At 38.7% G+C, this 26819-nt stretch carries 27 protein-coding genes; 15 read left to right on the forward strand and 12 right to left on the reverse strand.

Annotated features, from left to right (window positions below; all coding sequences use genetic code 11):
* Positions 1-26: 26 nt before the first annotated feature.
* From proS to LQE94_RS08270, 12 genes are all read left to right on the forward strand, one after another.
* The gene (gene proS, locus LQE94_RS08215; RefSeq protein WP_022074830.1) at positions 27-1469 is read left to right on the forward strand and encodes a proline--tRNA ligase; all 1443 of its coding nucleotides are present in this window, start codon (positions 27-29) and stop codon (positions 1467-1469) included.
* Between the two features lie 235 nt (positions 1470-1704).
* Positions 1705-2124, forward strand: a complete 420-nt coding sequence (rpsL, locus tag LQE94_RS08220) for a 30S ribosomal protein S12 (RefSeq protein ID WP_117990228.1) — start codon at positions 1705-1707, stop codon at positions 2122-2124.
* Positions 2125-2323: 199 nt separating this feature from the next.
* Positions 2324-2794: a 30S ribosomal protein S7 gene (gene rpsG / locus LQE94_RS08225; RefSeq protein ID WP_207667541.1), complete on the forward strand. Its 471-nt coding sequence runs from the start codon at positions 2324-2326 to the stop codon at positions 2792-2794.
* 12 nt (positions 2795-2806) lie between these two features.
* Positions 2807-4924 (forward strand): elongation factor G, encoded by a 2118-nt coding sequence (fusA, locus tag LQE94_RS08230; RefSeq protein ID WP_240577416.1) that lies wholly within the window; start codon positions 2807-2809, stop codon positions 4922-4924.
* A gap of 124 nt (positions 4925-5048) precedes the next feature.
* The gene (gene tuf, locus LQE94_RS08235) at positions 5049-6236 is read left to right on the forward strand and encodes an elongation factor Tu (protein ID WP_240577417.1); all 1188 of its coding nucleotides are present in this window, start codon (positions 5049-5051) and stop codon (positions 6234-6236) included.
* Positions 6237-6504: 268 nt separating this feature from the next.
* Positions 6505-7677, forward strand: coding sequence for an iron-containing alcohol dehydrogenase (locus LQE94_RS08240; protein ID WP_022074524.1), 1173 nt, complete (start codon positions 6505-6507; stop codon positions 7675-7677).
* 48 nt (positions 7678-7725) lie between these two features.
* The gene (locus LQE94_RS08245) at positions 7726-8706 is read left to right on the forward strand and encodes a LacI family DNA-binding transcriptional regulator (RefSeq protein ID WP_240577418.1); all 981 of its coding nucleotides are present in this window, start codon (positions 7726-7728) and stop codon (positions 8704-8706) included.
* 284 nt (positions 8707-8990) lie between these two features.
* Positions 8991-10877, forward strand: a complete 1887-nt coding sequence (locus tag LQE94_RS08250; RefSeq protein ID WP_240577419.1) for a sucrose-specific PTS transporter subunit IIBC — start codon at positions 8991-8993, stop codon at positions 10875-10877.
* A 14-nt stretch (positions 10878-10891) separates the two neighbouring features.
* Complete coding sequence (locus tag LQE94_RS08255; protein WP_240577420.1) at positions 10892-12313, forward strand: glycoside hydrolase family 32 protein; 1422 nt, start codon at positions 10892-10894, stop codon at positions 12311-12313.
* A gap of 6 nt (positions 12314-12319) precedes the next feature.
* Positions 12320-13276, forward strand: coding sequence for a carbohydrate kinase family protein (locus tag LQE94_RS08260; RefSeq protein WP_240577421.1), 957 nt, complete (start codon positions 12320-12322; stop codon positions 13274-13276).
* Between the two features lie 58 nt (positions 13277-13334).
* Complete coding sequence (locus LQE94_RS08265; RefSeq protein ID WP_118724753.1) at positions 13335-14282, forward strand: alpha/beta hydrolase; 948 nt, start codon at positions 13335-13337, stop codon at positions 14280-14282.
* Entirely contained in the window at positions 14261-14857 is a 597-nt protein-coding gene (locus LQE94_RS08270; protein WP_118688313.1) for a 4'-phosphopantetheinyl transferase family protein, read from the forward strand. Before LQE94_RS08265 ends, LQE94_RS08270 begins: the two co-directional genes overlap by 22 nt.
* A 108-nt stretch (positions 14858-14965) precedes the next feature.
* Here the strand turns inward: LQE94_RS08270 and LQE94_RS08275 are convergent, their stop codons facing one another.
* From LQE94_RS08275 to LQE94_RS08295, 5 genes are all read right to left on the reverse strand, one after another.
* Positions 14966-15796: a ThuA domain-containing protein gene (locus tag LQE94_RS08275; RefSeq protein ID WP_121055796.1), complete on the reverse strand. Its 831-nt coding sequence runs from the start codon at positions 15794-15796 to the stop codon at positions 14966-14968.
* Positions 15797-15900: 104 nt separating this feature from the next.
* On the reverse strand, positions 15901-16338 hold the full coding sequence (locus LQE94_RS08280) for a Zn-ribbon domain-containing OB-fold protein (protein WP_117990236.1): 438 nt from the start codon (positions 16336-16338) through the stop codon (positions 15901-15903).
* A gap of 12 nt (positions 16339-16350) precedes the next feature.
* The gene (locus tag LQE94_RS08285) at positions 16351-17640 is read right to left on the reverse strand and encodes a thiolase family protein (RefSeq protein ID WP_022074515.1); all 1290 of its coding nucleotides are present in this window, start codon (positions 17638-17640) and stop codon (positions 16351-16353) included.
* Positions 17641-17651: 11 nt separating this feature from the next.
* Complete coding sequence (locus tag LQE94_RS08290) at positions 17652-17891, reverse strand: acyl carrier protein (protein ID WP_022074514.1); 240 nt, start codon at positions 17889-17891, stop codon at positions 17652-17654.
* Between the two features lie 97 nt (positions 17892-17988).
* Complete coding sequence (locus LQE94_RS08295; RefSeq protein ID WP_118737643.1) at positions 17989-18672, reverse strand: TetR/AcrR family transcriptional regulator; 684 nt, start codon at positions 18670-18672, stop codon at positions 17989-17991.
* A 200-nt stretch (positions 18673-18872) separates the two neighbouring features.
* Here LQE94_RS08295 and rpiB point away from each other — a divergent pair, with 200 nt between their 5' ends.
* Positions 18873-19319 (forward strand): ribose 5-phosphate isomerase B, encoded by a 447-nt coding sequence (gene rpiB, locus LQE94_RS08300; protein ID WP_022074512.1) that lies wholly within the window; start codon positions 18873-18875, stop codon positions 19317-19319.
* 121 nt (positions 19320-19440) lie between these two features.
* On the opposite strand, the gene LQE94_RS08305 is transcribed toward rpiB, so the two are convergent.
* Positions 19441-20235 (reverse strand): Cof-type HAD-IIB family hydrolase, encoded by a 795-nt coding sequence (locus LQE94_RS08305; RefSeq protein ID WP_022074511.1) that lies wholly within the window; start codon positions 20233-20235, stop codon positions 19441-19443.
* A gap of 170 nt (positions 20236-20405) precedes the next feature.
* Here LQE94_RS08305 and glmM point away from each other — a divergent pair, with 170 nt between their 5' ends.
* Complete coding sequence (glmM, locus tag LQE94_RS08310; RefSeq protein WP_240577422.1) at positions 20406-21749, forward strand: phosphoglucosamine mutase; 1344 nt, start codon at positions 20406-20408, stop codon at positions 21747-21749.
* 73 nt (positions 21750-21822) lie between these two features.
* Here the strand turns inward: glmM and LQE94_RS08315 are convergent, their stop codons facing one another.
* From LQE94_RS08315 to LQE94_RS08340, 6 genes are all read right to left on the reverse strand, one after another.
* Positions 21823-22590 carry an N-acetylmuramoyl-L-alanine amidase gene (locus LQE94_RS08315; RefSeq protein ID WP_240577423.1) on the reverse strand — a complete coding sequence of 256 codons (768 nt, stop codon included), beginning with the start codon at positions 22588-22590 and terminating at the stop codon, positions 21823-21825.
* A gap of 107 nt (positions 22591-22697) precedes the next feature.
* Positions 22698-23027, reverse strand: coding sequence for a type II toxin-antitoxin system RelE/ParE family toxin (locus LQE94_RS08320; protein ID WP_240577424.1), 330 nt, complete (start codon positions 23025-23027; stop codon positions 22698-22700).
* Entirely contained in the window at positions 23024-23332 is a 309-nt protein-coding gene (locus LQE94_RS08325; RefSeq protein WP_240577425.1) for a type II toxin-antitoxin system RelB/DinJ family antitoxin, read from the reverse strand. The genes LQE94_RS08320 and LQE94_RS08325 overlap by 4 nt, the downstream gene beginning before the upstream one ends.
* A gap of 118 nt (positions 23333-23450) precedes the next feature.
* Positions 23451-23792: a hypothetical protein gene (locus tag LQE94_RS08330; RefSeq protein WP_022074507.1), complete on the reverse strand. Its 342-nt coding sequence runs from the start codon at positions 23790-23792 to the stop codon at positions 23451-23453.
* A gap of 12 nt (positions 23793-23804) precedes the next feature.
* Complete coding sequence (locus tag LQE94_RS08335) at positions 23805-24212, reverse strand: helix-turn-helix domain-containing protein (protein WP_022074506.1); 408 nt, start codon at positions 24210-24212, stop codon at positions 23805-23807.
* A 172-nt stretch (positions 24213-24384) separates the two neighbouring features.
* Positions 24385-25725, reverse strand: a complete 1341-nt coding sequence (locus LQE94_RS08340) for an HlyC/CorC family transporter (RefSeq protein ID WP_240577426.1) — start codon at positions 25723-25725, stop codon at positions 24385-24387.
* Between the two features lie 182 nt (positions 25726-25907).
* On the opposite strand from LQE94_RS08340, the gene murB reads away from it, so the two are divergent.
* Positions 25908-26813, forward strand: a complete 906-nt coding sequence (gene murB / locus LQE94_RS08345; protein ID WP_240577427.1) for a UDP-N-acetylmuramate dehydrogenase — start codon at positions 25908-25910, stop codon at positions 26811-26813.
* Positions 26814-26819 lie beyond the last annotated feature (6 nt).

The raw sequence follows: 26819 nt of genomic DNA on the forward strand, positions 1-26819 counted from the left end.
TAAAATAAAAAGAAAGGGAAGCAGCAATGGCAAAAGAAAAGAAATTAGTACAGTCAATTACAGCAAGAGATGAGGATTTTGCACAGTGGTACACAGATGTTGTACGCGAAGCAAAGTTATGTGATTATTCAGGAGTAAAAGGATGTCTGAATTATCTTCCGAATGGCTATGCAATATGGGAAAATATCCAGGCAAATCTTGATAAGAGATTTAAAGAAACAGGAGTGCAGAATGTATATCTTCCTGTTTTGATTCCAGAGTCATTACTTCAGAAAGAGAAAGATCATATTGAAGGTTTCGCACCGGAAGTTGCATGGGTAACAAAAGGTGGCGAAGAGCCTCTTCAGGAGAGATTCTGTATCAGACCTACATCAGAAACATTATTCTGTGATGTATGGAGCAAGACAGTGCAGTCTTATCGTGATCTTCCAAAGGTTTGGAATCAGTGGTGCTCTGTATTGCGTTGGGAAAAGACAACAAGACCATTCCTTCGTTCAAGAGAATTTTTATGGCAGGAAGGTCATACGATCCATGCAACATATGAAGAAGCAGAAGAACGTACATTAATGATGCGTGATGTATACAAAGATTTTGTAGAAAATGATCTTGCTATTCCACTTGTTACAGGAAAGAAAACACCAAGCGAGAAATTTGCAGGAGCAGAAGATACTTATACAATTGAAGCACTGATGCATGACGGAAAAGCTCTGCAGTCAGGTACAAGCCATTTCTTTGGAAATGCATTTGCAGATGCTTATGGAATCAGTTACTCAGATAAAGAGAACAAGCTTCACAGTGTATATGAGACATCATGGGGACTGTCTACACGTATTATTGGAGCAATCATTATGGTACATGGTGATGACAGTGGTCTGGTACTTCCACCACACATCGCACCGGTTCAGACAAGAGTAGTTCCGATTGCCCAGCATAAAGAAGGTGTCTTAGACAAAGCAAATGAATTACTTGCAGCATTAAAGGCAGCAGGATATCGTGCAGAGATTGATGATTCAGAGAAGAGCCCTGGATGGAAGTTCAGTGAGCAGGAGATGCTTGGAATCCCTACACGTATTGAAATCGGACCAAAAGATATCGAAAACGGACAGGTTGTCATTGTACGTCGTGATACAAGAGAAAAGATTGTGGTTGCTTTAGATGAAATCGAAACAAGATTGTCAGAAATTCTTGAGGACATTCAGAAAGCACTTTTTGAGAAAGCAAAAGCATTTAGAGATTCACATATTCACACAGCAACAAACATGGATGAGATGAAAGACATCGCTGAAAACCAGATTGGATTTATCCGTGCAATGTGGTGTGGAGATGATGCTTGTGAAGAAGCAATCAAAGACCAGACAGGCGGGGTGACATCAAGATGTATTCCAGAAGAACAGGAAGAAATTTCTAATGTATGTGTATGTTGCGGAAAACCTGCTAAACATATGGTATATTGGGGAAAAGCATATTAAGATTTACTGCATCCTCCGTGTCAATCACCTTGTTGGTTGGCACGGAGGATGTACATTTTAAAATAATGCTGAAAACCCCTTGACTTTTCGCTGAAAACATACTAAACTAACAAGCGTGCACACGAGCATACTATGTTTTTGTGCGCTAAATTACAAAAGATAATATGAATTTATTATCTGCAACCCCTCATTCTCATAAGAGATGAGGCAACGAAATCATAGGAGGTGAAAAAGAATGCCAACATTTAACCAGTTAGTTAGAAAAGGACGTCAGACTTCTGAAAAGAAATCTACAGCACCAGCTCTTCAGAAAGGATACAACTCACTGAAGAAACGTGCAACTGATGTATCTGCACCACAGAAAAGAGGTGTTTGTACAGCAGTTAAGACAGCTACACCTAAAAAACCTAACTCAGCTCTTAGAAAGATCGCCAGAGTTCGTCTTTCTAACGGAATCGAAGTAACAAGCTATATCCCAGGAGAAGGACACAACCTTCAGGAACATAGTGTTGTTCTTATCCGTGGAGGAAGAGTTAAGGACCTGCCAGGTACAAGATACCACATCGTTCGTGGAACACTTGATACAGCAGGAGTTGCTAAGAGAAGACAGGCTCGTTCTAAATACGGCGCTAAGAGACCAAAAGACGCTAAATAATAGAACGCCTTAGCAAAGATTGTAACTAAACAGTTAAATCGTATCACAAACAGAACTATGATTAATCGTAGGTTGCGGATTTTATAGAGTCCGGCGGCCACGAGCACATGCAATGCGATTTCCATAGAGAGACACATGTGAGTACCGATGAATTAATCCCGGCGTAATGCCGAAAATCATGATTAAGGAGGGAAGGACCGTGCCACGTAAAGGACATACTCAGAAAAGAGATGTATTAGCGGATCCAATATACAACAATAAAGTTGTTACCAAACTTATCAACAACATCATGCTTGATGGTAAGAAAGGTGTAGCACAGAAGATTGTATACGGAGCATTTGAGAGAGTTGAAGAGAAGGCTGAGAAGCCAGCAATCGAAGTATTCGAAGAGGCAATGAACAACATCATGCCAGTACTTGAGGTAAAAGCAAGACGTATCGGTGGAGCTACTTACCAGGTACCTATCGAAGTTAGAGCTGACAGAAGACAGGCTCTTGCACTTCGCTGGATCACATTGTATTCACGTCAGAGAGGCGAGAAGACAATGGAAGAAAGACTTGCAAATGAAATCCTGGATGCAGCTAATAACACAGGAGCATCTGTGAAGAAGAAAGAAGATATGCATAAAATGGCAGAGGCTAATAAAGCATTTGCTCATTATAGATTCTAATAGGAGGCTACAATGGCTGGAAGAGAATATCCATTAGAGAGAACTAGAAACATTGGTATCATGGCTCATATCGATGCCGGTAAGACTACACTGACAGAGCGTATTCTTTACTATACTGGTGTTAACTATAAAATTGGTGATACTCATGAAGGTACTGCTACTATGGACTGGATGGAACAGGAGCAGGAAAGAGGTATCACAATTACTTCAGCCGCTACAACATGTCATTGGACATTGGAAGATCACACAAAGCCAAAGGCTGGTGCTCTGGAACATCGTATCAATATCATTGATACTCCGGGACACGTTGACTTCACTGTAGAGGTTGAACGTTCACTTCGTGTACTTGATGGTGCTGTAGGTGTTTTCTGTGCTAAAGGTGGTGTAGAGCCACAGTCAGAAAACGTATGGCGTCAGGCAGACACATACAATGTACCAAGAATGGCGTTCATCAATAAGATGGACATTCTTGGAGCTGATTTCTACAATGCTGTAGAACAGATTAAAACAAGACTTGGTAAAAATGCAATTTGTCTTCAGTTGCCAATTGGTAAAGAAGATGAATTCAAAGGAATCATTGATTTGATGGAAATGGAAGCTTATATCTACAATGATGAGAAGGGCGAAGATATTTCTATTACAGAGATTCCAGAAGAAATGAAAGATGAAGCAGAACTGTACCACACAGAGTTGGTAGAGAAAATCTGCGAGCTTGATGATGATCTTATGATGATGTATCTGGAAGGTGAAGAACCATCTATTGATGATCTGAAAAAAGTTCTTCGTAAAGCTACATGCGAGTGTACAGCAGTTCCAGTATGCTGCGGTACAGCATATAGAAACAAAGGTGTTCAGAAACTTCTGGATGCTATTATCGAATATATGCCAGCTCCAACAGACATTCCTCCAATCGAGGGTGTTGATGAGGATGGTAACGAAGTTGTAAGACATTCTTCAGATGAAGAACCATTCTCAGCTTTGGCATTCAAGATTATGACAGACCCATTCGTAGGTAAGCTTGCTTATTTCCGTGTGTATTCCGGATCTATGAACTCAGGTTCATACGTATTGAATGCAACAAAGAATAAGAAGGAACGTGTTGGACGTATCCTTCAGATGCATGCTAATAAGAGACAGGAACTTGACAAAGTATATGCAGGTGATATCGCAGCTGCTATCGGATTTAAATTCACTACAACAGGTGATACAATCTGTGACGAGCAGCATCCTGTAATTCTTGAGTCTATGGAATTCCCAGAGCCTGTTATCGAGCTTGCTATCGAGCCTAAGACAAAAGCTTCCCAGGGTAAACTTGGTGAATCTCTTGCTAAACTGGCTGAAGAAGATCCTACTTTCCGTGCTCATACAGATCAGGAAACAGGACAGACAATCATCGCTGGTATGGGTGAGCTCCACTTAGAGATTATCGTTGATCGTCTTCTTCGTGAGTTCAAGGTAGAAGCTAACGTAGGTGCACCACAGGTTGCTTACAAAGAGTCTATCACAAAAGCTTCAGATATCGACAGCAAGTATGCTAAACAGTCTGGTGGACGTGGACAGTACGGACACTGTAAAGTTAAATTCGAGCCAATGGATGTCAACGGTGAGGAGACATACAAGTTTGAGTCTACAGTAGTTGGTGGATCAATTCCTAAGGAATACATCCCAGCTGTAGGTGAAGGTATCGAAGAAGCTATGAAATCTGGTATCTTGGGAGGATTCCCGGTAGTTGGAGTTCATGCTACAGTATATGATGGTTCATACCATGAGGTCGATTCAAGTGAAATGGCATTCCACATTGCAGGATCTCTTGCATTCAAGGATGCTATGAAACAGGGAGCACCAGTTCTTCTGGAACCTATCATGAAGGTTGAAGTAACAATGCCAGAAGAATACATGGGAGATGTTATCGGTGATATGAACTCTCGTCGTGGACGTATCGAAGGTATGGATGATCTTGGCGGCGGTAAGATCGTTCGTGGATATGTTCCATTGTCAGAAATGTTTGGATACTCTACAGACCTTCGTTCTAAAACACAGGGACGTGGTAACTACTCAATGTTCTTCGAGAGCTATGAGCCAGTACCAAAGTCTGTACAGGAAAAAGTATTATCAAACAAAAACGCATAAATTGTTATAAAAACGCTTGAAAATCGGCCGGCTTTGAAATATAATCAAAGTTAGCCGAGTATAAAAGCGGATATAATAAGTAAATGCCTGAATTCAGGTTATATTTTCAAGGAGGACATTCAAAATGGCTAAAGCTAAATTTGAAAGAAACAAACCACATTGTAATATTGGTACAATCGGTCACGTTGACCACGGTAAAACAACTCTGACAGCTGCTATCACAAAAGTTCTGTCTGAAAGAGTTGAAGGTAACGCAGCTGTTGATTTCGAGAACATCGATAAAGCTCCAGAAGAAAGAGAGCGTGGTATCACAATTTCTACAGCTCACGTTGAGTATGAGACAGCAAAACGTCACTATGCACACGTTGACTGCCCAGGACATGCTGACTACGTTAAAAACATGATCACTGGTGCTGCTCAGATGGATGGAGCTATCCTTGTAGTAGCTGCTACAGATGGTGTTATGGCTCAGACAAAAGAGCATATCCTTCTTTCTCGTCAGGTTAACGTACCATACATCGTTGTTTTCTTGAACAAATGTGATATGGTTGATGACGAAGAGCTTATCGAATTAGTAGAGATGGAAGTTAACGAAGTACTTGAAGAGTATGAATTCACAGATTGCCCAATCATCAAAGGTTCAGCTCTGAAAGCTCTTGAAGATCCAATGGGACCATGGGGAGACAAGATCATGGAACTTATGGATACTGTAGATGAGTACATTCCAGATCCAGAGCGTGATACAGACAAACCATTCCTTATGCCAATAGAGGACGTATTCTCTATCACAGGACGTGGTACAGTTGCTACAGGTAGAGTAGAGCGTGGTACACTTCACGTTTCTGATGAAGTAGAAATCATCGGTATCCACGAGGACGTTAAGAAAACTGTTGTAACAGGTATCGAGATGTTCCGTAAACTTCTTGATGAGGCTCAGGCTGGAGATAACATTGGAGCACTTCTTCGTGGTATTCAGAGAACAGAAATCGAAAGAGGACAGGTTCTTATCAAACCAGGTACAGTAACATGCCACAAGAAATTTACATGCCAGGTTTACGTATTAACAAAAGATGAAGGTGGACGTCATACTCCATTCTTCAACAACTATCGTCCACAGTTCTACTTCAGAACAACAGACGTAACAGGTGTTTGCGAGCTTCCAGAAGGAATCGAAATGTGCATGCCTGGAGATAACGTAGAGATGACAGTTGAACTGATTCATCCAGTAGCTATGGAAGAAGGACTTCGTTTCGCTATCCGTGAAGGTGGACGTACAGTAGGTTCTGGTACAGTAGCTAAAATTATTGAGTAATCATAATCTGATTTAGATTTAATATTCGATATCAAATCCCTAGAAACTTTATGTTTCTAGGGATTTTTTATATATTAGGAAAGTGCTCTTTCCTAATATATAAAAACGCTCCGCGAGGATGTGCACTGCGGTGTATAAGGAAGATGTCGCAAGCGACCGCCGCAGGCACCAGAATGTGCCAAGGCACATTCTTTAGTCTTTTTAGATAGAAATTGTTATGATATAATAAAAAGAAGAATGACTACAATTCAGAATGGAGGAAGAAATCATGCTTAATTATCAGAGAACAATTCCAACAAAACTTTATTTTGGTAAAGGTCAGATAAGCCACTTAGAAGAGGCATTAAAATCATTTGGTAAGAATGTGCTATTGACATATGGCGGAGGCTCTATCAAGAAAATAGGACTATATGATGAAGTGATGAAGATTTTGAATGAAGGTGGGTTTCATGTTACAGAGTTAAGTGGCATTGATCCAAACCCACGTATAGAATCAGTTACAGAAGGCGTAAGAATATGCCGTGAGAAAGATATCGATGTGATACTCGCAGTCGGTGGCGGAAGCACTCTTGATTGTTCGAAGGCAATTGCTGTCGGAACATATTATGAGGGTGACGACATGTGGGAGATGGTTGTGAATGCAGAAGGAATTGCTGAAAAAGCAGTTCCCCTTGTAACGATTCTGACATTAAGTGCTACAGGCTCGGAATATGATGGAGGCGGAGTTATCTCCAATATGAATACGAATCAAAAATTAGGAAGATCATATACTTATCCGGCTGTGTCAATCTGTGATCCAACGTATACTTTTTCAGTTTCTCCGTATCAGACAGCAGCAGGTTCGGCTGATATTATGAGCCATATTATGGAAGATTATTTTTCGAGAACAGATGACAGCGATTTGTCAGATGGTATTGCGGAAACAATTCTTCGTTCAGTGATGAAAAATTGCCCAATTGCAATAAAAGAGCCGGATAATTACAGTGCAAGAGCGAATTTGATGACAAATTCTTCCATCGCATGTTCAGGAATACCAGCTTACGGCAAACAGGAGACGGGGTGGCCTTGTCATGCTATGGAACATGAATTGTCAGCATTTTATGATATTACTCATGGAGTAGGACTTGCCATTCTGACACCAAGATGGATGCGTCATATTCTTGCAAAGGACAGTACTGCTACAGGAAGATTTGTAAAATTTGCAAGAAACGTAATGGGCTTAGACGGCGAAGATGAAGCGAAGCTTGCATTAGCAGGTATTGATGCCCTGGAAGAATATTTTAAATCTACGGGCATTCCGATGACACTTACAGAGCTTGGAATAGATGAGGAGCATTTCGAAGTAATGGCAGATCATGCGAATGAAGGCGGATATTTAAAGGATGCATATGTGGCGTTGACAAATGAAGACATTATCCAGATTTACAAAGCATGTTTATAAGTGGATGTAGATGTGGTAAAAATTAAAAGTATACTAGGAGAGTAAAAAATGACGGTAACAGAGATTGCAAAGCTTGCCGGTGTGTCAAAAGCTTGTGTGTCAAGATATTTTAATCATGGATATGTAAGTGAAGAGAAGAGAAAAAAAATAAAAGAAGTTATTGAGCAGACAGGATATGTTCCTAGTAAAAAAATGCAGTCGCAGCTACAAACAGTGAAACCAACAATCGGAGTAATTATTCCAAAGATAAATTCGGAGAGTATATCGCGGGTTATTGCCGGAATATCCCAGGTTTTAAATCGTGAAGGATATCGTATGTTGCTCGCAGATACAGAAAATAGTATAGAGAAAGAAATCCAGTATTTGCAGTCATTTAAGCAGGATAATCTGGCAGGAATCATATTTAGTGCTACGATTATTACAAAACAGCATCTTGAATTGTTACAATCGTTGACAGTTCCGATTGTTATTTTGAGCCAGAATGTGCCGGAGTTTTCGTGTGTGTATCATGATGATTATGGGGCTGCGGCTGCGATGACAGAAAAGCTGATCGGGCTTAAAAGAAAGAACTATGGAGCAGTTTTGGTTACTTCCGAAGATAAAGCGGCAGGAGATGCGAGATGCAATGGATTTATGGATACGATGAAGAAAAATCATATTCAGCTCAATGATAAAGCAATTACGTATTCTGACTTTTCGTTGGAGTCAGGATATGATGCTGCAGAAAAACTCTTTTCACAGGCTCCGGATACAGAGGCTGTTTTCTGTGCAACAGATACGATTGCAATTGGAGTAATACAATATTTAAAAGGAATTGGAAAGCGGATACCGGAAGATGTTGCAGTTACTGGAATCGGGCATTCGCGTATGACAGAAATTATATCACCAACAGTGACAACAGCACATTTATTCTATAAATCTACAGGGAGCGAAGGCGCTGATATGTTGATAAAAATAATTGACAGTGGAATAGATATGAAAAATAAATTGAAAATGGGATTTGAAGTGATACAGCAAGAGTCGTGTTGATGTGAAACAAAGAAAGATGAAATATAAGCTAAATATGAAACAGCGTTTCATATTTAGCTTTTTTCGTACAATTTTAAAAAGTGCGATTGATTGTTAAAAATCAAGAAGAACTGTGAAAATATAGTAATACATCTGTCATAAAAATATGAATTTGGCATTATGCATAATTTTCAATGTGAAAAATTATGAAATAATTCTAATTGAAAATATGAAACAATGTGGTACAATATGAAATGGATATGAAACAAATATAAAAATATATAAAACATGAAGGAGGTATTCAGGTGGATTACAGAAAAGCAGCATCAGAGGTTATTCGTTTGATTGGTGGAAAAGATAACATTGTATCAGCAGCACATTGTGCAACAAGATTACGCATGGTAATTGCCGACAACAGCAAAGTTTCAAAAGAAGCACTGGAAGAAGTAGAGGGAGTGAAGGGTGTTTTTGAAGCGTCCGGACAGTTGCAGATCATTTTCGGGACAGGAGTAGTAAATAAGGTTTACGATGAATTTATTGCAATCGCCGGAATTTCAGCAGCAACAAAAGAAGATGTTAAGAAAGATGCGGCAAGCAAAGGAAATCCTTTCCAGCGTTTTATCAAGACACTCGGAGATATTTTTGTTCCAATCATTCCAGCGATCGTAGCATCAGGTTTTTTGATGGGAATTATGGAATCATTAAATTTCCTGATTAATAATGGATATATTTCTATGTCAAATGAAAGCAGTCTTTTTGTTTTGGCAAATATGTTCTCAAATACAGCTTATGTATTTCTGCCTGTATTGATTGGATTTTCGGCAGCAAAAGTATTTGGCGGGAATTCATTTTTAGGTGCTGTTATCGGTATGATCATGGTTCATCCGAATTTGCAGAATGCATGGACAATGACAGGCGGAGTAGAACAGTATCTGGATGTATTTGGTCTTTGGAAAGTTCCGCTTGTTGGTTATCAGGGACATGTTATTTCAGTAATCATTGCAGTTTTTGTTATGGCAACAATTGAAAAATGGCTGCATAAACGAGTACCGGCAATGTTTGATCTGTTTGTTACACCGCTTGTATCTGTTTTTGTGACAGGATTTTTGACAATGACAGTGATCGGACCTGTTTTCAACTTTGTGGAATCAAGCATTATCAACGGAATTCAGGCATTGATCACAATTCCTTTTGGAATCGGTTCATTTGTAATGGGAACATTATATGCACCGACAGTTGTAACAGGTATTCATCATATGTATACAATTATTGACCTGGGACAAATCAAAGAATTTGGCTGTACATACTGGCTTCCACTTGCATCAGCAGCAAACATAGCACAGGGTGCCGCAGCGTTGGCAGTCGCATTAAAAACAAAAGACCAGAAATTGAAAGCAATGGCATTGCCATCTTCTTTATCAGCATTTATGGGAATCACAGAACCAGCTATCTTCGGTGTAAATATGAGATTTTTCAAACCATTTATCTGCGCTTGTATCGGTGGTGGATGTGGAGCGATGTTTGCATCAATTACATCTCTTGGAGCAACAGGAACTGGCGTGACAGGTATTTTTGGAATCCTTCTTTGTCTGAATACACCTGTTAAATATATTTTAATGTTCTTAATTGCAGCAGGTGTCGCATTTGTTCTTACATGGATCTTCGGATACGAGAATAAAAAAGAGGACGATAAAAAAGTAGAAAAGGATACTTTGAAAGAAACAGTGGTAAATAGCGCAAATGATGATAAAAAAGTACTTTCTCCGGTAGAAGGAAAAGTTGTTGGATTATCTGAAACAGGAGATGAAACATTTGCTTCTGAAGTATTAGGAAAAGGAATTGCAATTGAGCCGGTAAAAGGTGAAGTATATGCACCATTCGATGCGACAGTCAGCACACTTATGGGGCATGCAGTTGGTCTTGAAGGAAAAAATGGAGTGGAATTATTGATTCATATTGGGGTTGATACAGTCCAGTTGAATGGAAAATATTATACATCGCATTGCAGTGAAGGTCAGGAAGTAAAAGCGGGTGATTTGCTTATGGAGTTTGATATGAAAGCAATCAAAGAAGCGGGATTTAAAACAATCACACCGGTTATTGTTACAAATACAGATGATTTTGCAGATATAAAGGTGGAACATGAAGGGGAGATTCTCGTGGGAGAGACGCTTCTTGATATAACAAAATAAAAGAGGATTAAAACGTGAAAAAAGATTTATTATATCAGAAAATCAAAGTAGCCGAAGAACTTGCACTTTCCAAAATGAATAACGATAAATTCAGACAAGGGTATCATTTGATGCCTTTGTCTGGATGGATGAATGACCCGAATGGTCTATGTTTTTATAAAGGAAATTATCATGTGTTTTTTCAACATAGTCCATTAGACGCTAATCGAGGCGATATTTTCTGGGGGCATTATACAAGTAAAGATTTATTGAACTGGAAAAAGCATCCGACATTTTTATATCCGGTAGATTCATGGGATATAAATGGAGTATATTCAGGATCTGCACTTGCGGAAGAGGATGCACTGTATTTATATTACACAGGAAATGTAAAGCATCCGGGAGATTATGATTATATTTATGAAGGGCGTGGTCATAATGTAGGGCTTGCGATTACAAAAGATGGAATTTTGCCGGATAGTAATCAGTGCATTTTAGAAAATAAAGATTATCCGGATGATTTGAGCTGCCATGTCAGAGATCCAAAGGTCTGGAAAATGGATGGAAAATACTACATGGTACTTGGTGCAAGAACGCGGCAGGACAAAGGTGAGTTATTGATTTTTGAATCAACGGATAAATATAATTGGAAGCATATCAATGTAATTAAAACAGAAAACGATATGGGATATATGTGGGAGTGCCCGGACATTTTTTGCGTAGATGGACAATGGATCGTGATGACGTCTCCACAAGGGATGCAGCCTCATGATGATATTGGTCAAAATGTGTATTCTTGTGGATATTTTCCTTTAAAAGGTGATTTTAGAGGAGAATATGAATTGGGAGAATATCATGAAGCGGATATGGGATTTGATTATTATGCACCGCAGACTTTCGAAGCACCGGACGGACGGCGCATTGTGATTGGCTGGATGGGAATGCCGGATGCAGATTATATCAATCCTACAACTGAAAATATGTGGCAGCATTGCATGAGTCTTCCAAGAGAATTACATTGGGAAAACAATAGGCTGATGGCAAGACCTGTTGAGGAATTGAAAGCACTTAGGAAAAATGAATTTAATTTTGTATGTGAAAAGCAAGTTGGGTTAAAGTCAGAAAAATACAGTGAGTTTATTTTTGAAAATCAAGGTGCTGCGTTGGAAATTCAAATCGGTAAAGGTGTTTGTATTAGTTGGAGAGATGGCGTGGTTAAACTGGTAATGGACGAAAAAACAGGTGCCGGACGTACAGAACGCTTTATAAATCTTCCATCGCTGAATAAAATACAGATTTTTATTGATGCATCTTCGATAGAAGTGTTTTATAATGAAGGTGAGTATGTTATGAGTACACGTTTTTATCCTGAGCAGCCGGAAGAGATACAAGTATATGGCTGTGGTAATGGTGTGCTGTATGAACTTGAACCAATGAAAATTCAGTGGAAGGAATGATTGAATATGAAAAAGTATGATGTAACAGCACTTGGAGAATTATTGATTGATTTTACGGAAAACGGAGTGAGTGGTCAGGGTAACCCTCTTTTTGAAGCTAATCCGGGTGGGGCACCATGCAATGTTCTGGCTATGTTGACAAAGCTTGGGCATAAAACAGCATTTATTGGGAAAGTCGGAGATGACTTCTTTGGAGAGCAGTTAAAAGAAGCAATTGAGGAAGTAGGAATTGATTCAACAGGATTGTGTATGGACAAAGAAATTCATACAACACTTGCGATGGTACATACTTATCCGGACGGTGACAGAGATTTTTCTTTCTACCGTAATCCAGGCGCTGATATGATGTTGAAAGAGTCTGAAGTAAAAGAAGAACTGATCAAAGAGTCGAAATTGTTTCATTTTGGAACCTTGTCAATGACACATGAGGATGTGCGAAAGGCAACAAAAAAAGCCATTCAGATAGCAGAAGATGCAGGAAATATCATTTCTTTTGATCCAAACCTGCGTGAGCCTTTGTGGAATTCGTTGGATGAGGCGAAAGAACAGATTTTATATGGACTTTCTCATTGTCATATTTTAAAGATTTCTGATAATGAAATTCAATGGCTGACAGGTCAGGAAGATTATACAGATGGAGCGAAGTGGATTTTAGAAAGATACCAGATTCCATTGATTCTTGTATCGATGGGAAAAGAAGGAAGCCGTGCTTATTATGGCGGGAAAATGGTTGAAGTAAAACCATTTATCCAGAAAAATACAATTGAAACAACGGGGGCAGGAGATACGTTCTGTGGCTGTGTATTGCATTATATTTGTGAGCATGGACTGGAAAACCTGACAGAAGAAAATTTATTTGAAATGTTGCAGTTTGCAAACGCGGCAGCTTCAATCATTACAACAAGAAAAGGTGCACTTCGTGTGATGCCGGAAGAAAAAGAAATTGCCGGATTATTAGGATAATGGTTTTGACATTTCTAAAGAGACGTATTATTTTTCGTGTCTTAAAGGAGTTAGATAAATGACAAAATTTACAGAAATGATTCGGGATTTATTTGAAGAGACAGAGCAGAAACAATTGGCAACGTTTGACGAATCCATAACCAACCCGGATAATGTAGTGATATACGAACAAATACAATATGGTGCAGAAAAGCAATGGAATACATTAGATATATACAGACCAAAGGACAGTGTAGGTGAATGCCTTCCAATATTGGTGAATGTCCACGGAGGAGCCTGGATGCAGAGTTCAAAAGAGCGATACAAATATTATTGCTGGAAACTTGTGCAGAAAGGCTTTGCTGTGGTTAATATCAATTATAGACTTGTTCCGCATGCGTATTTTCCGGCACCTGTTGAAGATTTAAATACTGTAATGACCTGGATTTTGGAGCATGCAAAAGAATATAATATGGATCCGTCTCATATTTATGGAACAGGTGATTCAGCTGGCGCCCAGATATTAGGGCAATATGCCGCAATCAGTTCTAATGAGAAGTATGCCGGGCAATTTACATTTCAGATACCGAAAAAAAATGTGTTTGAGGCAATTGTATTAAATTGCGGAGTATACCAGGTAAATTACGAATGCAGACGATCTGACCTTGTTCGAATGATTGCATTTGAATATTTGAATTTAGAAAATAAAAATCCAGAGCAGATAACAGAAGAGGAATACCACTCGTTGTATGAACAGAAAATAGATTTGTTTGAATTTGGCAAATATGTTACATCACAGTTTCCGGATACTTTGCTTGTGACATCTGAGACAGACTTTGTGAAAATGCATAGTCTTGAATTGATGCGCTATTTAATGGAACAAAATGTTAATGCCAGATTGTATATGTGTGTTTCAAAAGAACATGAATTAAATCACGTGTTCAACATCAATTTGAAGCTTCAAGAAGCAGAGCGGTGCAACAATGAGGAAATGGAGTTTTTGATATGTCATACAAAGCAAAATTAATCATAGCGGATGCAGAACACATACTTCAATACGAGAAAAAGATACTCTCTCAGATAGCACCTCAATATGTGAAAAAATACCGGGAGCATAAGATTGAGGAAGACAAAAAACAAGAATTAATGGCAGGATATCTGTTGAAAATGTACTTAAATATTGAGCATGAAGAACAGCTTATCATAAATGAAAATGGAAAACCATTTCTTAAAGCCGGGGAGCCTTTTTTCAATCTGTCACACAGTGGTAACTATGTGGTACTTGCAATTGCGGATTGTGAGATAGGTGTAGATATAGAACATATTATGCAGTGCCATGAAGCAACCGTAAAGAAAGTATACTCACCTCGAATGCAGGAAGAATTAACTGATTTATCGGGAGAAGAAAAAAATGAGAAATTCTCACAGCTATGGACGGAATTTGAAGCAAGATTAAAGTTAAAAGGAATCGGATTTGAAGAAGGCTGGAAAGAGCTTCGAGATATGAATTGTTATATAGATACCAGAAGAGTGGAGAATTATTTTATTAGTGTCGCAACGGAAGAAGAAATATTTCTTGAGGTAATATTTAAATCGATATAGACTATTAAAGGGGAAATAAGTAAATGCAAATTTCCCCTTTTTTCTTCTTATATTTTTTATAGTGTTAATTAACAATATCCGCTGTTGAAAATCCTCTTTAAGACTATTCTAATAATATGGGAACAATTTCAACCGATTCTCACCGGAACGATCCGGTTTCTTTAAAGTGACTTCACCGGTAGCGGCCCATTCAACACCGCGTACAAGCATTGTAATGAAGTTAAATCGATCCAGAGCCTCCCAATGACCGATTGATGTGACGAATACACGCCCTTTTCCGTATGTATTTGTCCAGATAACAGGAGTATATTCATTGACTCCAGGCATATTCTCAAGCTTGCCGTCCGGAATCTCAACAGGATGATGAGCAGGTGGAAAACCTGGAATACGATAATTTTCTACGTCATCATAAACAGATGCCAGAACGTGCACATCAGCTTCAGGATGAATGATAAGCTGTGTAAACAGATCATCGAATACATTCATCCATTTATTATCAATTCCTTTGGTGATTGGATGATTTTCATCCATCGTTTCTACATAAAAGTCATCTTTCGGGCAGCGTCTGCAGCCTTTGTCCATAGAACAGTATCCTCCAAGGAGTTTTCGCCATTCATCAGGCCAGTCAGAATCTACCCAGATTGAGGAATGATAGAATACGATACCTTTTCCTTTGGCAACAAAATCATAGATGGTAGACTCTGTCTGTTCACCGAAGCGGCGGGCGTGGTCGGTCGGCCATGTTTTACCATCATAATCAACAAACAGAACATCATAGGGCTCTAAAAAAGCCGGAGTGATATTGCGGAATTCTTCTACGATAGCAACGTGGAATCGTCCGGTGGCTTCCATAAGATCGCGTAGGCGCTGTGTGATTTTACGTCCTTGATGCTCGGCTGTAAGCAGGCCGGTTACTAATAATACGTTTAATTTATCCATAAGTACATCTCCTTATAACTGGTAAAATGATTGCTGCCACCCTATATTGTTTCATATCATATAGGGAACAATATAGGGTGGCAGCAGTTGTTTTAGATTATTTATTACTCATCAAGTTCAAAGAAAAGTGTTGTATATCTTCCCATATCGTGAAAAACAGGACGTACCCTTACAGGAAGTTTATCTGTGATTTCCCTAGCCTTCTTTTTGTTGATGCCAAGAATAACGGCATTGATGGAAGGACCTTCGTCTAATTTTACTTCACCACAAACATACTTTAATCCTTGATCTTCAAGTTCAAGTCTTGCATTTAAAGCACCTGTAAATACAAAAGTAATTAATTCGCCTTTTCCGGACAATTCAGTCCATTCTGTCTCGTGATAACCACAAGAATTACATGCATGATGAGGTGGAAATTCAATCGCACCACATTCTTTGCATTTCTTTGCATAAATTTTTCCGTCTTTTAAACCATTCCAGAACTTTTCTACAACATGTTCCGGATTCCAGAATTCTTCTGTGCTGATTCTATTCAAATCCATGATAATCCTCCTTTAGAAATTGGCTCTCAAAATCGTTGCACGGACATTCTGTGCACCGCCGAAACCTCTTAAGAATGTATGCTTAGGCATTTTTTTGACCTGACGTTCTCCGGCTTCACCGCGCATCTGAGTTACAGCTTCAAATACGTCGGCCATTCCGGATGCACCAAATGCATGACCATAAGAAGTGCGGCCTCCATTTGTATTCATCGGTTTGTCACCATCAAATGCAAGACGTCCGTCTAACGCATATTTCCATCCTTCACCTTTTGGTAGATATCCAATCTCTTCTGCAGCAAGAAATGCAGATGATCCGATAAAATCATTTACGAATACTAAATCCATGTCATCAGCAGTAAGTCCGGTCATTTCAAATACCTGACGGGCAGCCTCAGCAGTGGCTTTTTTCTCAAGATGTGGAACGATAGCATCCAGTACAGAAGCACCTGTTCCTAAAACTTCGATTGGTTTATCCGAGAATTTGTGTGCGATTTCAGTAGGAACTACGATACAGCAGGCAGCCCCATCAGCTACACAAGAATCACTGGATGTTCTTAAGTATTGAGTCATTTTTGGATTGTGAGGGGATTTCATATACTCCCATACATCATCATATCCTGCATCTTTAGCAAGCTTATCATAAGGTGTTCTGCGGATGGCTCTAGGGCAAAGTTCAGCAGCACGGCGGAAATGATATGCCTGATGATTCAAAACATCATCAATCTGTTCAGCAGACAGATGGTTTTCTTTTGCATAGAAATTAATCCAGTCATCGTGATTCATACCAGGACCGCCACCGAGATATCTTCCGTATGCACGGTCAAAGATAGAATCCAAATCCGGGAAAAGAACTTCTGTGGTAAGTGCTGTACGCATGTGGTCAGGAGTATTTCCGTCAGGCATGCCTGTTCCTTGATCGCAACAGCCTGTAAGGACAACATCATACGCACCACTGGCTACAGCAAACACAGCTTCTTCCAGCGCAATGTATCCGGTGCAGCAGCCTTCTGAGTGGGAGAGAGAACCTTTTCCTCTCATGCCGAACCAGTCAGCAACCTGAAGATTTGGGGTAATACAGTTATTTAGCACATGTGGATTTGCAGAACCATGGAAGAAATACTGCACATCACGTGGCTCAACGTGAGCATCTTTCATTGCATCCAAAGCAGCGTATCCAAATAATTCTCCGTTGGTAAGTCCTTTATATTGAGGATTTGTAACTCCGTTAAAAAATGGTGTTGCACCAACTCCGACAATGGAAACACTTCTCATATTTTTACCTAGTTTTACATTGTGTACCATAATGCCACCTCTTACATCTCTTCCATAACGAAGTCTGCCAGATCGCCGATTGTTTTATACTTTCCGAATCTTGCAACAGGAATCATTACATCAAAATCATTTTCAATGGATGCACTCATAGCTACACGCTGTGTAGAAGCTACACCTAATTCCTCTGCGATATCTGTGTTTTCATTGATTTTGTCTGCATCTGCATGAAAAGCCATTGCAGCATATTCAATTAATTTTGAAATTACTTCTTCTCTTGTCATATTTCGTCCCTCCAAAGATTTAATAGTTTATAAATTTATTTTATAACTGAAAATAGGAGAGATACTAGAACACTATTTTGGAAAGTGTATAAAAATATTATTCGTTATCTTCAGGAATGTTCATTTTAATATCGAAATCCGGTCTGGTAGATTGAAAATAATGAAGATAATTAGCACCGACACGCATCGTATTTAAGAGATTGAGAATATCAGTTGTCGAAAGAACATCCGCCTCATCCTCTTCTTCCAGCCAGTAACGGGCTGCAAGGAAATGCATCTCAATCAGGAGATTTGTGAAATAACGGCGAAGGGTGTCATCAGGCAATCCATCATCATCCATCATTTGATTAATATGTTCAGATAGGATGTTTTTCAATTTCTTCATAAAATAAACATCCGAATGTTTTGGGTCAAGCATGACGGCAATTTCCTTTTTGTTTTTCTTACAGAATTTAAACCAGGCAGTCATAAGCTGCGGTGGAGCATAATCAAAGCTGTCTTCAAATTTTCCTGTGGAACAAGAAGAGGAAGGCTGTGACTTTGAAGCGGCATTATAAAAGCGATTGACGTCATCTAAAAGAGTGTTTTCAATTTGCTCCATTAAATCATAGATGTCGGAATAATATTGATAAAAAGTACCACGAGTAATATTTGCCTGAGCACAAAGCTCTTTGACTGTTATTTTATCCCAGCATTTTGATGGGATTAGCTTTAGATATGTATCGATAATGTTCTGTTTTGTCTGTTCTGATTTTGGCTTTTTGGTAATTATGTCTGCCATAAGCCGCCTCCTTTACAAATTGATTTTTTACAGAAATAAATATGTAAATATTATATCTCAATCGCATTTTTTTAGCAAGGAATGAGAAAGTACGTGGAAAAGTACATTCCTTGTCTTGACATTTTTAAAGCAAACATTCAGAATAGTAGAAGTATAGGAAATATGTAACTAAAATAAGAGAAAATGAGGAGCTAAAGATTATGAGAATTGGAATTGGTAATGATCATTCTGCGCTGGAGCTGAAAGCAGAGATTATTGAGTTCTTAAAAGAGAAAGGTCACGAAGTTGTTGATTATGGAACAAAAACTTCGGAAAGCTGTGATTACCCTGTTTATGGAGAAATCGTTGGAAGAGCGGTTGTTTCAAAAGAGGTTGATTGTGGTATTTTAATCTGTGGAACAGGACTTGGTATTTCACTGGCAGCAAATAAAGTAAAAGGTGTACGTGCAGCTGTATGTAGTGAACCATATACAGCAAAGATGTCACGACTTCACAATGATTGTAATATTCTTGCGTTTGGGGCAAGAGTAGTCGGCGCTGAGCTGGCAAAAATGATTGTTGAGACATGGCTGGATACAGATTTCGAAGGTGGAAGACACCAGAGAAGAGTCGATCTGATCATGGATATCGAAGAAAAGAACGAGTAATTTTACGGCCAGAGTTACGCGGGATTAAAAAACAGAGAAAATTAAGAAAGACTTCATGTATGATGATATGCTGCTTGTCAGGCGGACAAAGCAAATATCATATACATGAGGTCTTTTGTAATTATAAGATGGTATTTAATATATCTTCAAGAACATCTTCTACACAGTCTGTAACATAAGTTGCGTGGTAAGAGACACCGGGAGCACAGTTGGACATTGCATAGCTTGTACCGACATACTGAAGCATCTCAATATCGTTGTACTGGTCACCGAAAGCAATACATTCTTCCGGTTTGATATGAAGTACATCCAAAAGCTTAGAAAGGGCAGTGCCTTTATTTGTGCCAGGAGCAATAAAATCAATCCAGATATTACCGGAAGTGACAACCTTTATCTCAGAACCAAACATATCTTGAAGATATTTGAGATATTTATCAATAATATGAGGCCCATCTATCATATTACAGATTGCGATTTTTAAGATAGGTCCGTCTACGGAGCGAATATCGTCAACGATTGTTGTCGTATTATGCATTACATTTACGATATGATTTACAAAATCAGGATGTACATCTTCAATAAAGCAAGAATCTTCACGGGAAACAACAATATCAAAATTGGCTTCTTTCTTTATTTCGTTCAAGATTCTTGAGCAAAGCTCCGGGTCGATTGTGGAGCGGGAAATAACCTCACCGTTATGAATGCATACGGAACCATTCTCTGCGATATAAGAAATATCATCTTTTAAAGCATGAAATACACGGCGTTCATTGTCATATTGACGTCCACTGGCAGCTACAAAGTGGATTCCTTTCTGAGTAAGTTGTGAAATCAAATCAATGGCGCGTGGTGTCAATTCCTGTGCTTCATTTTGTAATAATGTGCCGTCTAAATCACTGGCGATTAATTTTATCATAAATAATTCCTCCGAATTGTAGATTTTTACTTGTGAACAGTAACATTTTACTTCATTTTATATTTTTTGTACACAACATTTTGGGTTGTATCTCGGAAAGAAAAAGAATATAATAAAACATGAACTTGAAAGAGAACCTTAAGAGAAAGATTATAAATGGGGTATTAATTATGGGAAAATATTTCGGAACAGATGGATTTCGTGGAGAAGCAAATGTTGTATTAACAGTAGAGCATGCATTTAAGGTAGGACGCTTCCTGGGATGGTATTTTGGACAGGAGCATCAGGCTCGTATTGTTATTGGTAAGGATACAAGAAGAAGTAGTTATATGTTTGAATATGCACTGGCAGCAGGACTGACTGCGTCAGGTGCAGATGCTTATCTGCTTCACGTAACAACAACACCAAGTGTTTCTTATGTAGTAAGAACAGAAGATTTTGACTGTGGTATTATGATTTCAGCAAGTCATAATCCGTATTATGATAATGGAATCAAAGTAATCAATGGTCAGGGACATAAGCTGGAAGCAGAAGTAGAAGCGAAGATAGAGGCTTATATTGATGGAGAAAGCGGTGAAGTTCCACTTGCAACAAAAGAGAATATTGGACGTACTGTAGATTATGCAGCAGGAAGAAATCGTTACGTAGGACATTTAATTTCAATTGCAACACGTTCATTCAAAGATAAAAAAATTGGATTAGACTGTGCAAACGGAAGTTCATCTGCGATTGCAAAGAGCGTATTTGATGCATTGGGCGCTAAGACATATGTTATCAGTAACGAGCCGAATGGTGTGAATATCAATACAAACTGCGGATCTACACACATCGAACAGATGCAGGCATTTGTAAAAGAAAAACAGCTGGATGTAGGATTTGCTTATGATGGAGATGCAGATCGTTGTATCGCAGTAGATGATAAGGGTAATGTTGTAGATGGAGATTTAATTCTCTATATATGTGGAAAATATTTGAAAGAACAGGGAAAACTGGTTGGAGATACAATTGTTACAACAGTTATGTCTAACTTGGGTCTGTACAAAGCTTGCGATAAGATTGGTATGAAATATGAGCAGACAGCAGTTGGAGATAAATATGTATATGAAAATATGCTTCAGAACGGATTTATCCTTGGAGGAGAGCAGTCAGGACATATTATCTTCAGCAAACATGCGAGAACAGGTGATGGTATATTGACATCTCTTATGATTATGGAAGTAATTATGGAGAAAAAACAGAAATTATCTCAGCTTTGTGAGGAAGTGAAGATTTATCCACAGTTATTACAGAATGTACGAGTGGTAGATAAGAAGACAGCAACAGAAAATCCAAAAGTACAGGCAGCTGTTGAGAAAGTAGCAGAGGAACTTGGAAGTGACGGAAGAATTTTGGTTCGTGAGAGTGGAACAGAGCCAGTGATCCGTGTTATGGTTGAAGCTGCAACAGATGAGATTTGCCAGAAATATGTAGCACAGGTTGTTGATGTGATCAAAGCAGAGGGACTGGAAGCATAGGCTTGAAGGCTTCATATGTGTTCAATAAAAGGATGGTGTTTACCTAAAAGTGTGGTGAACACCATCCTTTCTTTTATGTGGTCACAATCCAGGTCTGATAACCAGACCGGCGAAGTCTCTGTTCCATTGCGACAGCCTGATCCAGAGTTTCAAAATCGCCGACACGTATCCGGTAGAAACCATCTTTTTCTTCAATTTCTGCAGGAAAGTCCATTTCCAATAACTCGTTTAACATGCGTTCTGCATATGCCGGATTTCGATAAGATGCAACCTGTACATGAAATCTTTGTGGTTTAGCAGAGGCATTGAGCTGATTGAGTGTATCTAAGATACCAGATGCGATTGCCTGTGCAATGTCAGAGAAATTTTCATCAAATAATTGATTGTCAGTTTTTGAATTGATGAATCCAACTTCTACAAGCACCGCCGGCATTTTTGTGCGTTTCAGTACGACCAGATTTGGACGTGCCTTGACTCCGAGATTAACAAATCCCACCATTTCTAATTGCTCATTGATATTTTCAGCCATTTGTAATTTGATTCCAGAGAGACTGTAGACAAGAGACTCGATGCCGGATACGACATTGTCGGTAGGAAAAGAATTGCGATGGATAGAGATGAAAAAATCTACTCCTGCATTGTTGGCTTTCATCGCTTTCTCATATGGTGTTTCGTAAATATCGGTTGTTCTGGTATATTCTACATCGATGCCGTCATTTTGAAGAATTTCTCCGATTGCAAGAACGAGCTGCAGGGTATCGTCTTTTTCCTGACGGCCGTTATATACAGCACCAGGGTCACGACCGCCATGACCGGCATCCAGCATAATTGAATAAGGCATAAAGATACCTCATGTGGGAAGTTTCTATTTATAGTATGCAAGGCATAGAAAAAGGTTCGCAAAATGAAAAAAGCAGTCATTTGCAAGACTGCTTTAAAACATATATTTTATTGTGTTGTATGGGAATTTAATTGATTGTCAATATCTCGTCCAGTATACATTACTCTAAGAATTGTTACAACCTTTTTATCACTATCCGGAATATAAAGTACCACATAATTATCTACAGGTAATATATGAAGTCCACGAGTTTTCCATGATTCTTTTTCATATTGTCGATAACGCTGTGGCATCGTATCCAGACTTAATATTTGTTCTTCTAGATGATCAAGTTGTCTGCTTGCATTTTCCGGCGATTGTAATTCAAAAGCAATATATTCAAAAATTCCTCTCAAATCACTGTCAGCCTGTTCGGATACTTGAACTTCATATATCATAAGTTATAATCCTTGCGAATGTCAGCAAAGGCTTTCTTCACATTTTTTGTCCGTCCGACCTGCATATCCGCATATCCTTTCTCTAATTCTTCAGTGAACTCTGCTTCTGATAATGTATTGATGTTAACAGGTCTTGTAGACGGTATTTTTACTTCAAAAGGAAGTCCGCGTTGCAAGATAATTTGTTTATAAAACATATTGATAGCACTGGAAGCAGGGATACCAAGTGTAGACAGGATGCTTTCTGCTTTTTCTTTGACGTCTGGTTCGATTCTTGCATACAAATTTGCTGATTTTGTAGCCATATAAAACATCTCCTTTCGCGAGTAGAATTTTAATTTATCTATATTATATGAAAATGTACACACAATAGCAATACATAATTTATATAGAATGTATTTTGACTTCATAATATTTGCTAAATCAATTCAATTTTCCTGTTGAGAACAAACATAAGAGTAACCCAATTGCTCCGATTACAATAAACAATAATCCAATTCCCGCAGATTTTTTGCGTTTTTCCATAAGAGCCTGCTGAGCCTCATCCATAGATTGTACCGGATAACGTCTCCTTCCAATCAGATACAACAATAATCCACTGGAATTATTTCCATTTGCTGACAATAGTCCTAAGAGTTTCGGATGCTTTAATCCTCTTGCGGTGGCATCCATGACCGTTAGTTTATAAAGTTGATATGTCGTTTCAATACCGCCGACTACTGCGGCTGCACCAAATATAACAGATAAAACGATATTCCATTCCATAATAAAATCCTCCTAAATATGTTTGATAATTTGATAAAGTAATGTTGCTGAACTGATAATAGCGATACAGAATACAAGTATTAAATAGTAGCTATTATTCGGCAGGAACATATTTAAAGTGATAAGAAGTATCACGACAACAATATTAAGACTGATTGCGCCGATTAACTTTTTGTTACTCTTTACAACATTTGTGCTTTCTTCCAGATGTTCGATCATTTTGCTATCCCCTTTCAATAAATCATCAAGACTGATACAGTAAAGGTTGCTCAATTCAATAACACTAATGATATCAGGATATGATTTTTCATTTTCCCAGTTTGAAATAGTCTGGCGGGATACGTTGATTTTTTCTGCAACGACTTCCTGTGTGAGCCCGGAATGAACACGAGCGTCCTTTAGTTTTTGTCCGATTTCCATATTTGTTGTTCTCCTTTCGGGAATATCTTTTCATAGCTTCAAATAAATGTCTATCAAATGTCTTTTACATCTGTGATTTTGCATGTCAAAATTGTTTTACATGCTTTAGGGCATAGAAAAAGGTTCGCAATCAAATTACGAACCTTCTTAATTATATGGAATATATTTTATTCTAATTAGATTCTGTATTAGTATCATCTACTGAATCAGATGTCTCGTTCTCTTCTGTGGAAGTATCATGAACAATCTCCGGCAAGTAGACATGTACCAACTCTACTCGGTTTTTGTCCAGTTTCTCTACTACCATACGAATACCGTCTTCGGTAGTGAACTCATCGCCGACTTCCGGTAATCGATCCAGATGCTCAATCATAAATCCACCGAGGGAATCAAAGTCTTCGGATTCCAATTCCTGATGTCTGACATCCAGTTTCAGACGATCGTTCAAATCAACGAGACTGACAGAACCTTCAATGATATACTCTAAATCGTTTATCTTACGAATGAAATCTTCTTCGTTCTCATCGTATTCGTCATGAATCTCGCCGACAATCTCTTCCAAAATATCTTCCAGTGTGATAATACCTGCAGTTTCGCCATATTCGTCTAAAACAATCGCAATATTAATGGATGCATCACGCATCTCAACGAGTAATTCAGAAATATTCTTATATTCATAAGTGAAATAAGCTTCTCTCAAAATATCGCGGACTTTGAAATGTTCTCTGTCGTCAAAGAGCAACAAATCCTTCATGTTAATCGTACCGATCACGTTGTCTGTTGTATCTTCATAAACAGGAAGGCGGGTAAACTTATCCTCTTTATAAATGTCAATTAATTCAGCGTATGTATTGTTCACATCGGCAAATGTTACGTGAACACGAGGAACCATAACATCTTTTGCTTTCGCATCACCTAAGTCGAACACATTATATATCATTTCCTTCTCTTCTGATTCAATGACACCATCTTCGTGGCTGACATCTACGATTGTACGAAGTTCGTCTTCTGTCATTGCCTGATTGGCTTCATCCGGATTGATTCGTAATAATACGAGAATACCGCGTGAAAATAAGTTCACAATAAAAATGAACGGTGTCAGGATTGTCATTAAAAGGTGAATGACCCTGATATAAGAGAGAGAAAACTTAACAGCACGAAGTGTTGCCATACTCTTAGGAGTAATCTCTCCAAATACAAGAATCAATACTGTCAGTACAGCTGTGACAATACTGACCATGTATCCACCGAAACTGTAAGCCAATGTAGTAGCCAGAGAAGAGGCAGAAATATTAACAATATTGTTGCCAATCAAGATTGCACTGAGCATCTTTGTCTTCTGGTTTTCAATAACATCCAGAACCAATGCTGCCCGCTTATCTCCGTCATCTGCCATAGAGCGCATAGTAATCTTGCTGACAGTTGTTAATGCCGTCTCAGCAGAGGAGAAAAATCCTGATAAAAATAATAAAATAATAAGTACTATAAATTGTATCGCGTCACTCGAGTCCAATGTTTTAATCAACTCCTTTGAAATCTATTTTTAAATACGAGTACACGAATCTAATATACATCATTTCTATGAGTTTTGCAACACCTGTAGGCTTTGTATAGTTGAATTTCAGCACAAAGTATTGTATTATGTAAACTGTTTAGAGCTCCTCATAGAGCGAAAAATGAGAGGAAGATAATTAGATGAATATATATGAAGAATTATGTAAGATTGTTTCTGAAGATCAGATTTTAAAAGACGAGCCGATGGATAAGCACACAACATTTCGAGCCGGCGGCAAGGCGGATTATTTAGTGATGCCTTCAAATGAAGAACAGGTACGGGATTTGGTGTTGTTATTGAAAAAGGAAAATGTTCCTTATTATGTGATGGGCAATGGAAGTAACCTGCTTGTCAGAGATAAGGGATTTAAAGGTGTGATCATTCAAATCGCACGCAAGATGAATCAGATCCGCGTAGAAGGCGAGACGATTTATGCACAGGCAGGAGCTTTACTTTCAAAAATTGCAGCACAGGCATTGGGAGAAGGACTGACTGGTTTTGAATTTGCATCAGGTATTCCGGGAACCTTAGGTGGTGCAGTGATGATGAATGCGGGTGCATATGGTGGAGAGATGAAGCAGGTTATTGTGAATGCATGTGTGTTAACTTCAGCAGGTGAGATTGCTGTAATTCCGGTAGATTTGATGGAACTGGGATATCGTACCAGTGTATTTGCAAAGAATCAGGATATTGTATTGAGTGCACAGCTGAAACTGGAATATGGAAATGAAGCTGTTATCCGTGAGTACATGGATGAACTAAAAGAACAGAGAGTGAGCAAACAGCCGTTAGAATATCCAAGTGCAGGTAGCACATTTAAAAGACCGGAAGGATATTTCGCAGGAAAATTAATTCAAGATGCAGGACTTAGAGGTTTTCAGGTTAGTGGAGCCCAGGTGTCAGAAAAGCATTGTGGATTTGTAATCAATAAAGATCATGCAACAGCGACAGATATCTTGTCATTGATGGAGCAGGTGTCTGATAAAGTAGAGGCAAAATTTGGCGTACGATTGGAACCGGAAGTAAAGATTATTGGTGAAAAATAAAAGAGG

The organism is Mediterraneibacter sp. NSJ-151, assembly GCF_022487435.1.
GTDB lineage: Bacteria > Bacillota > Clostridia > Lachnospirales > Lachnospiraceae > Schaedlerella > Schaedlerella hominis.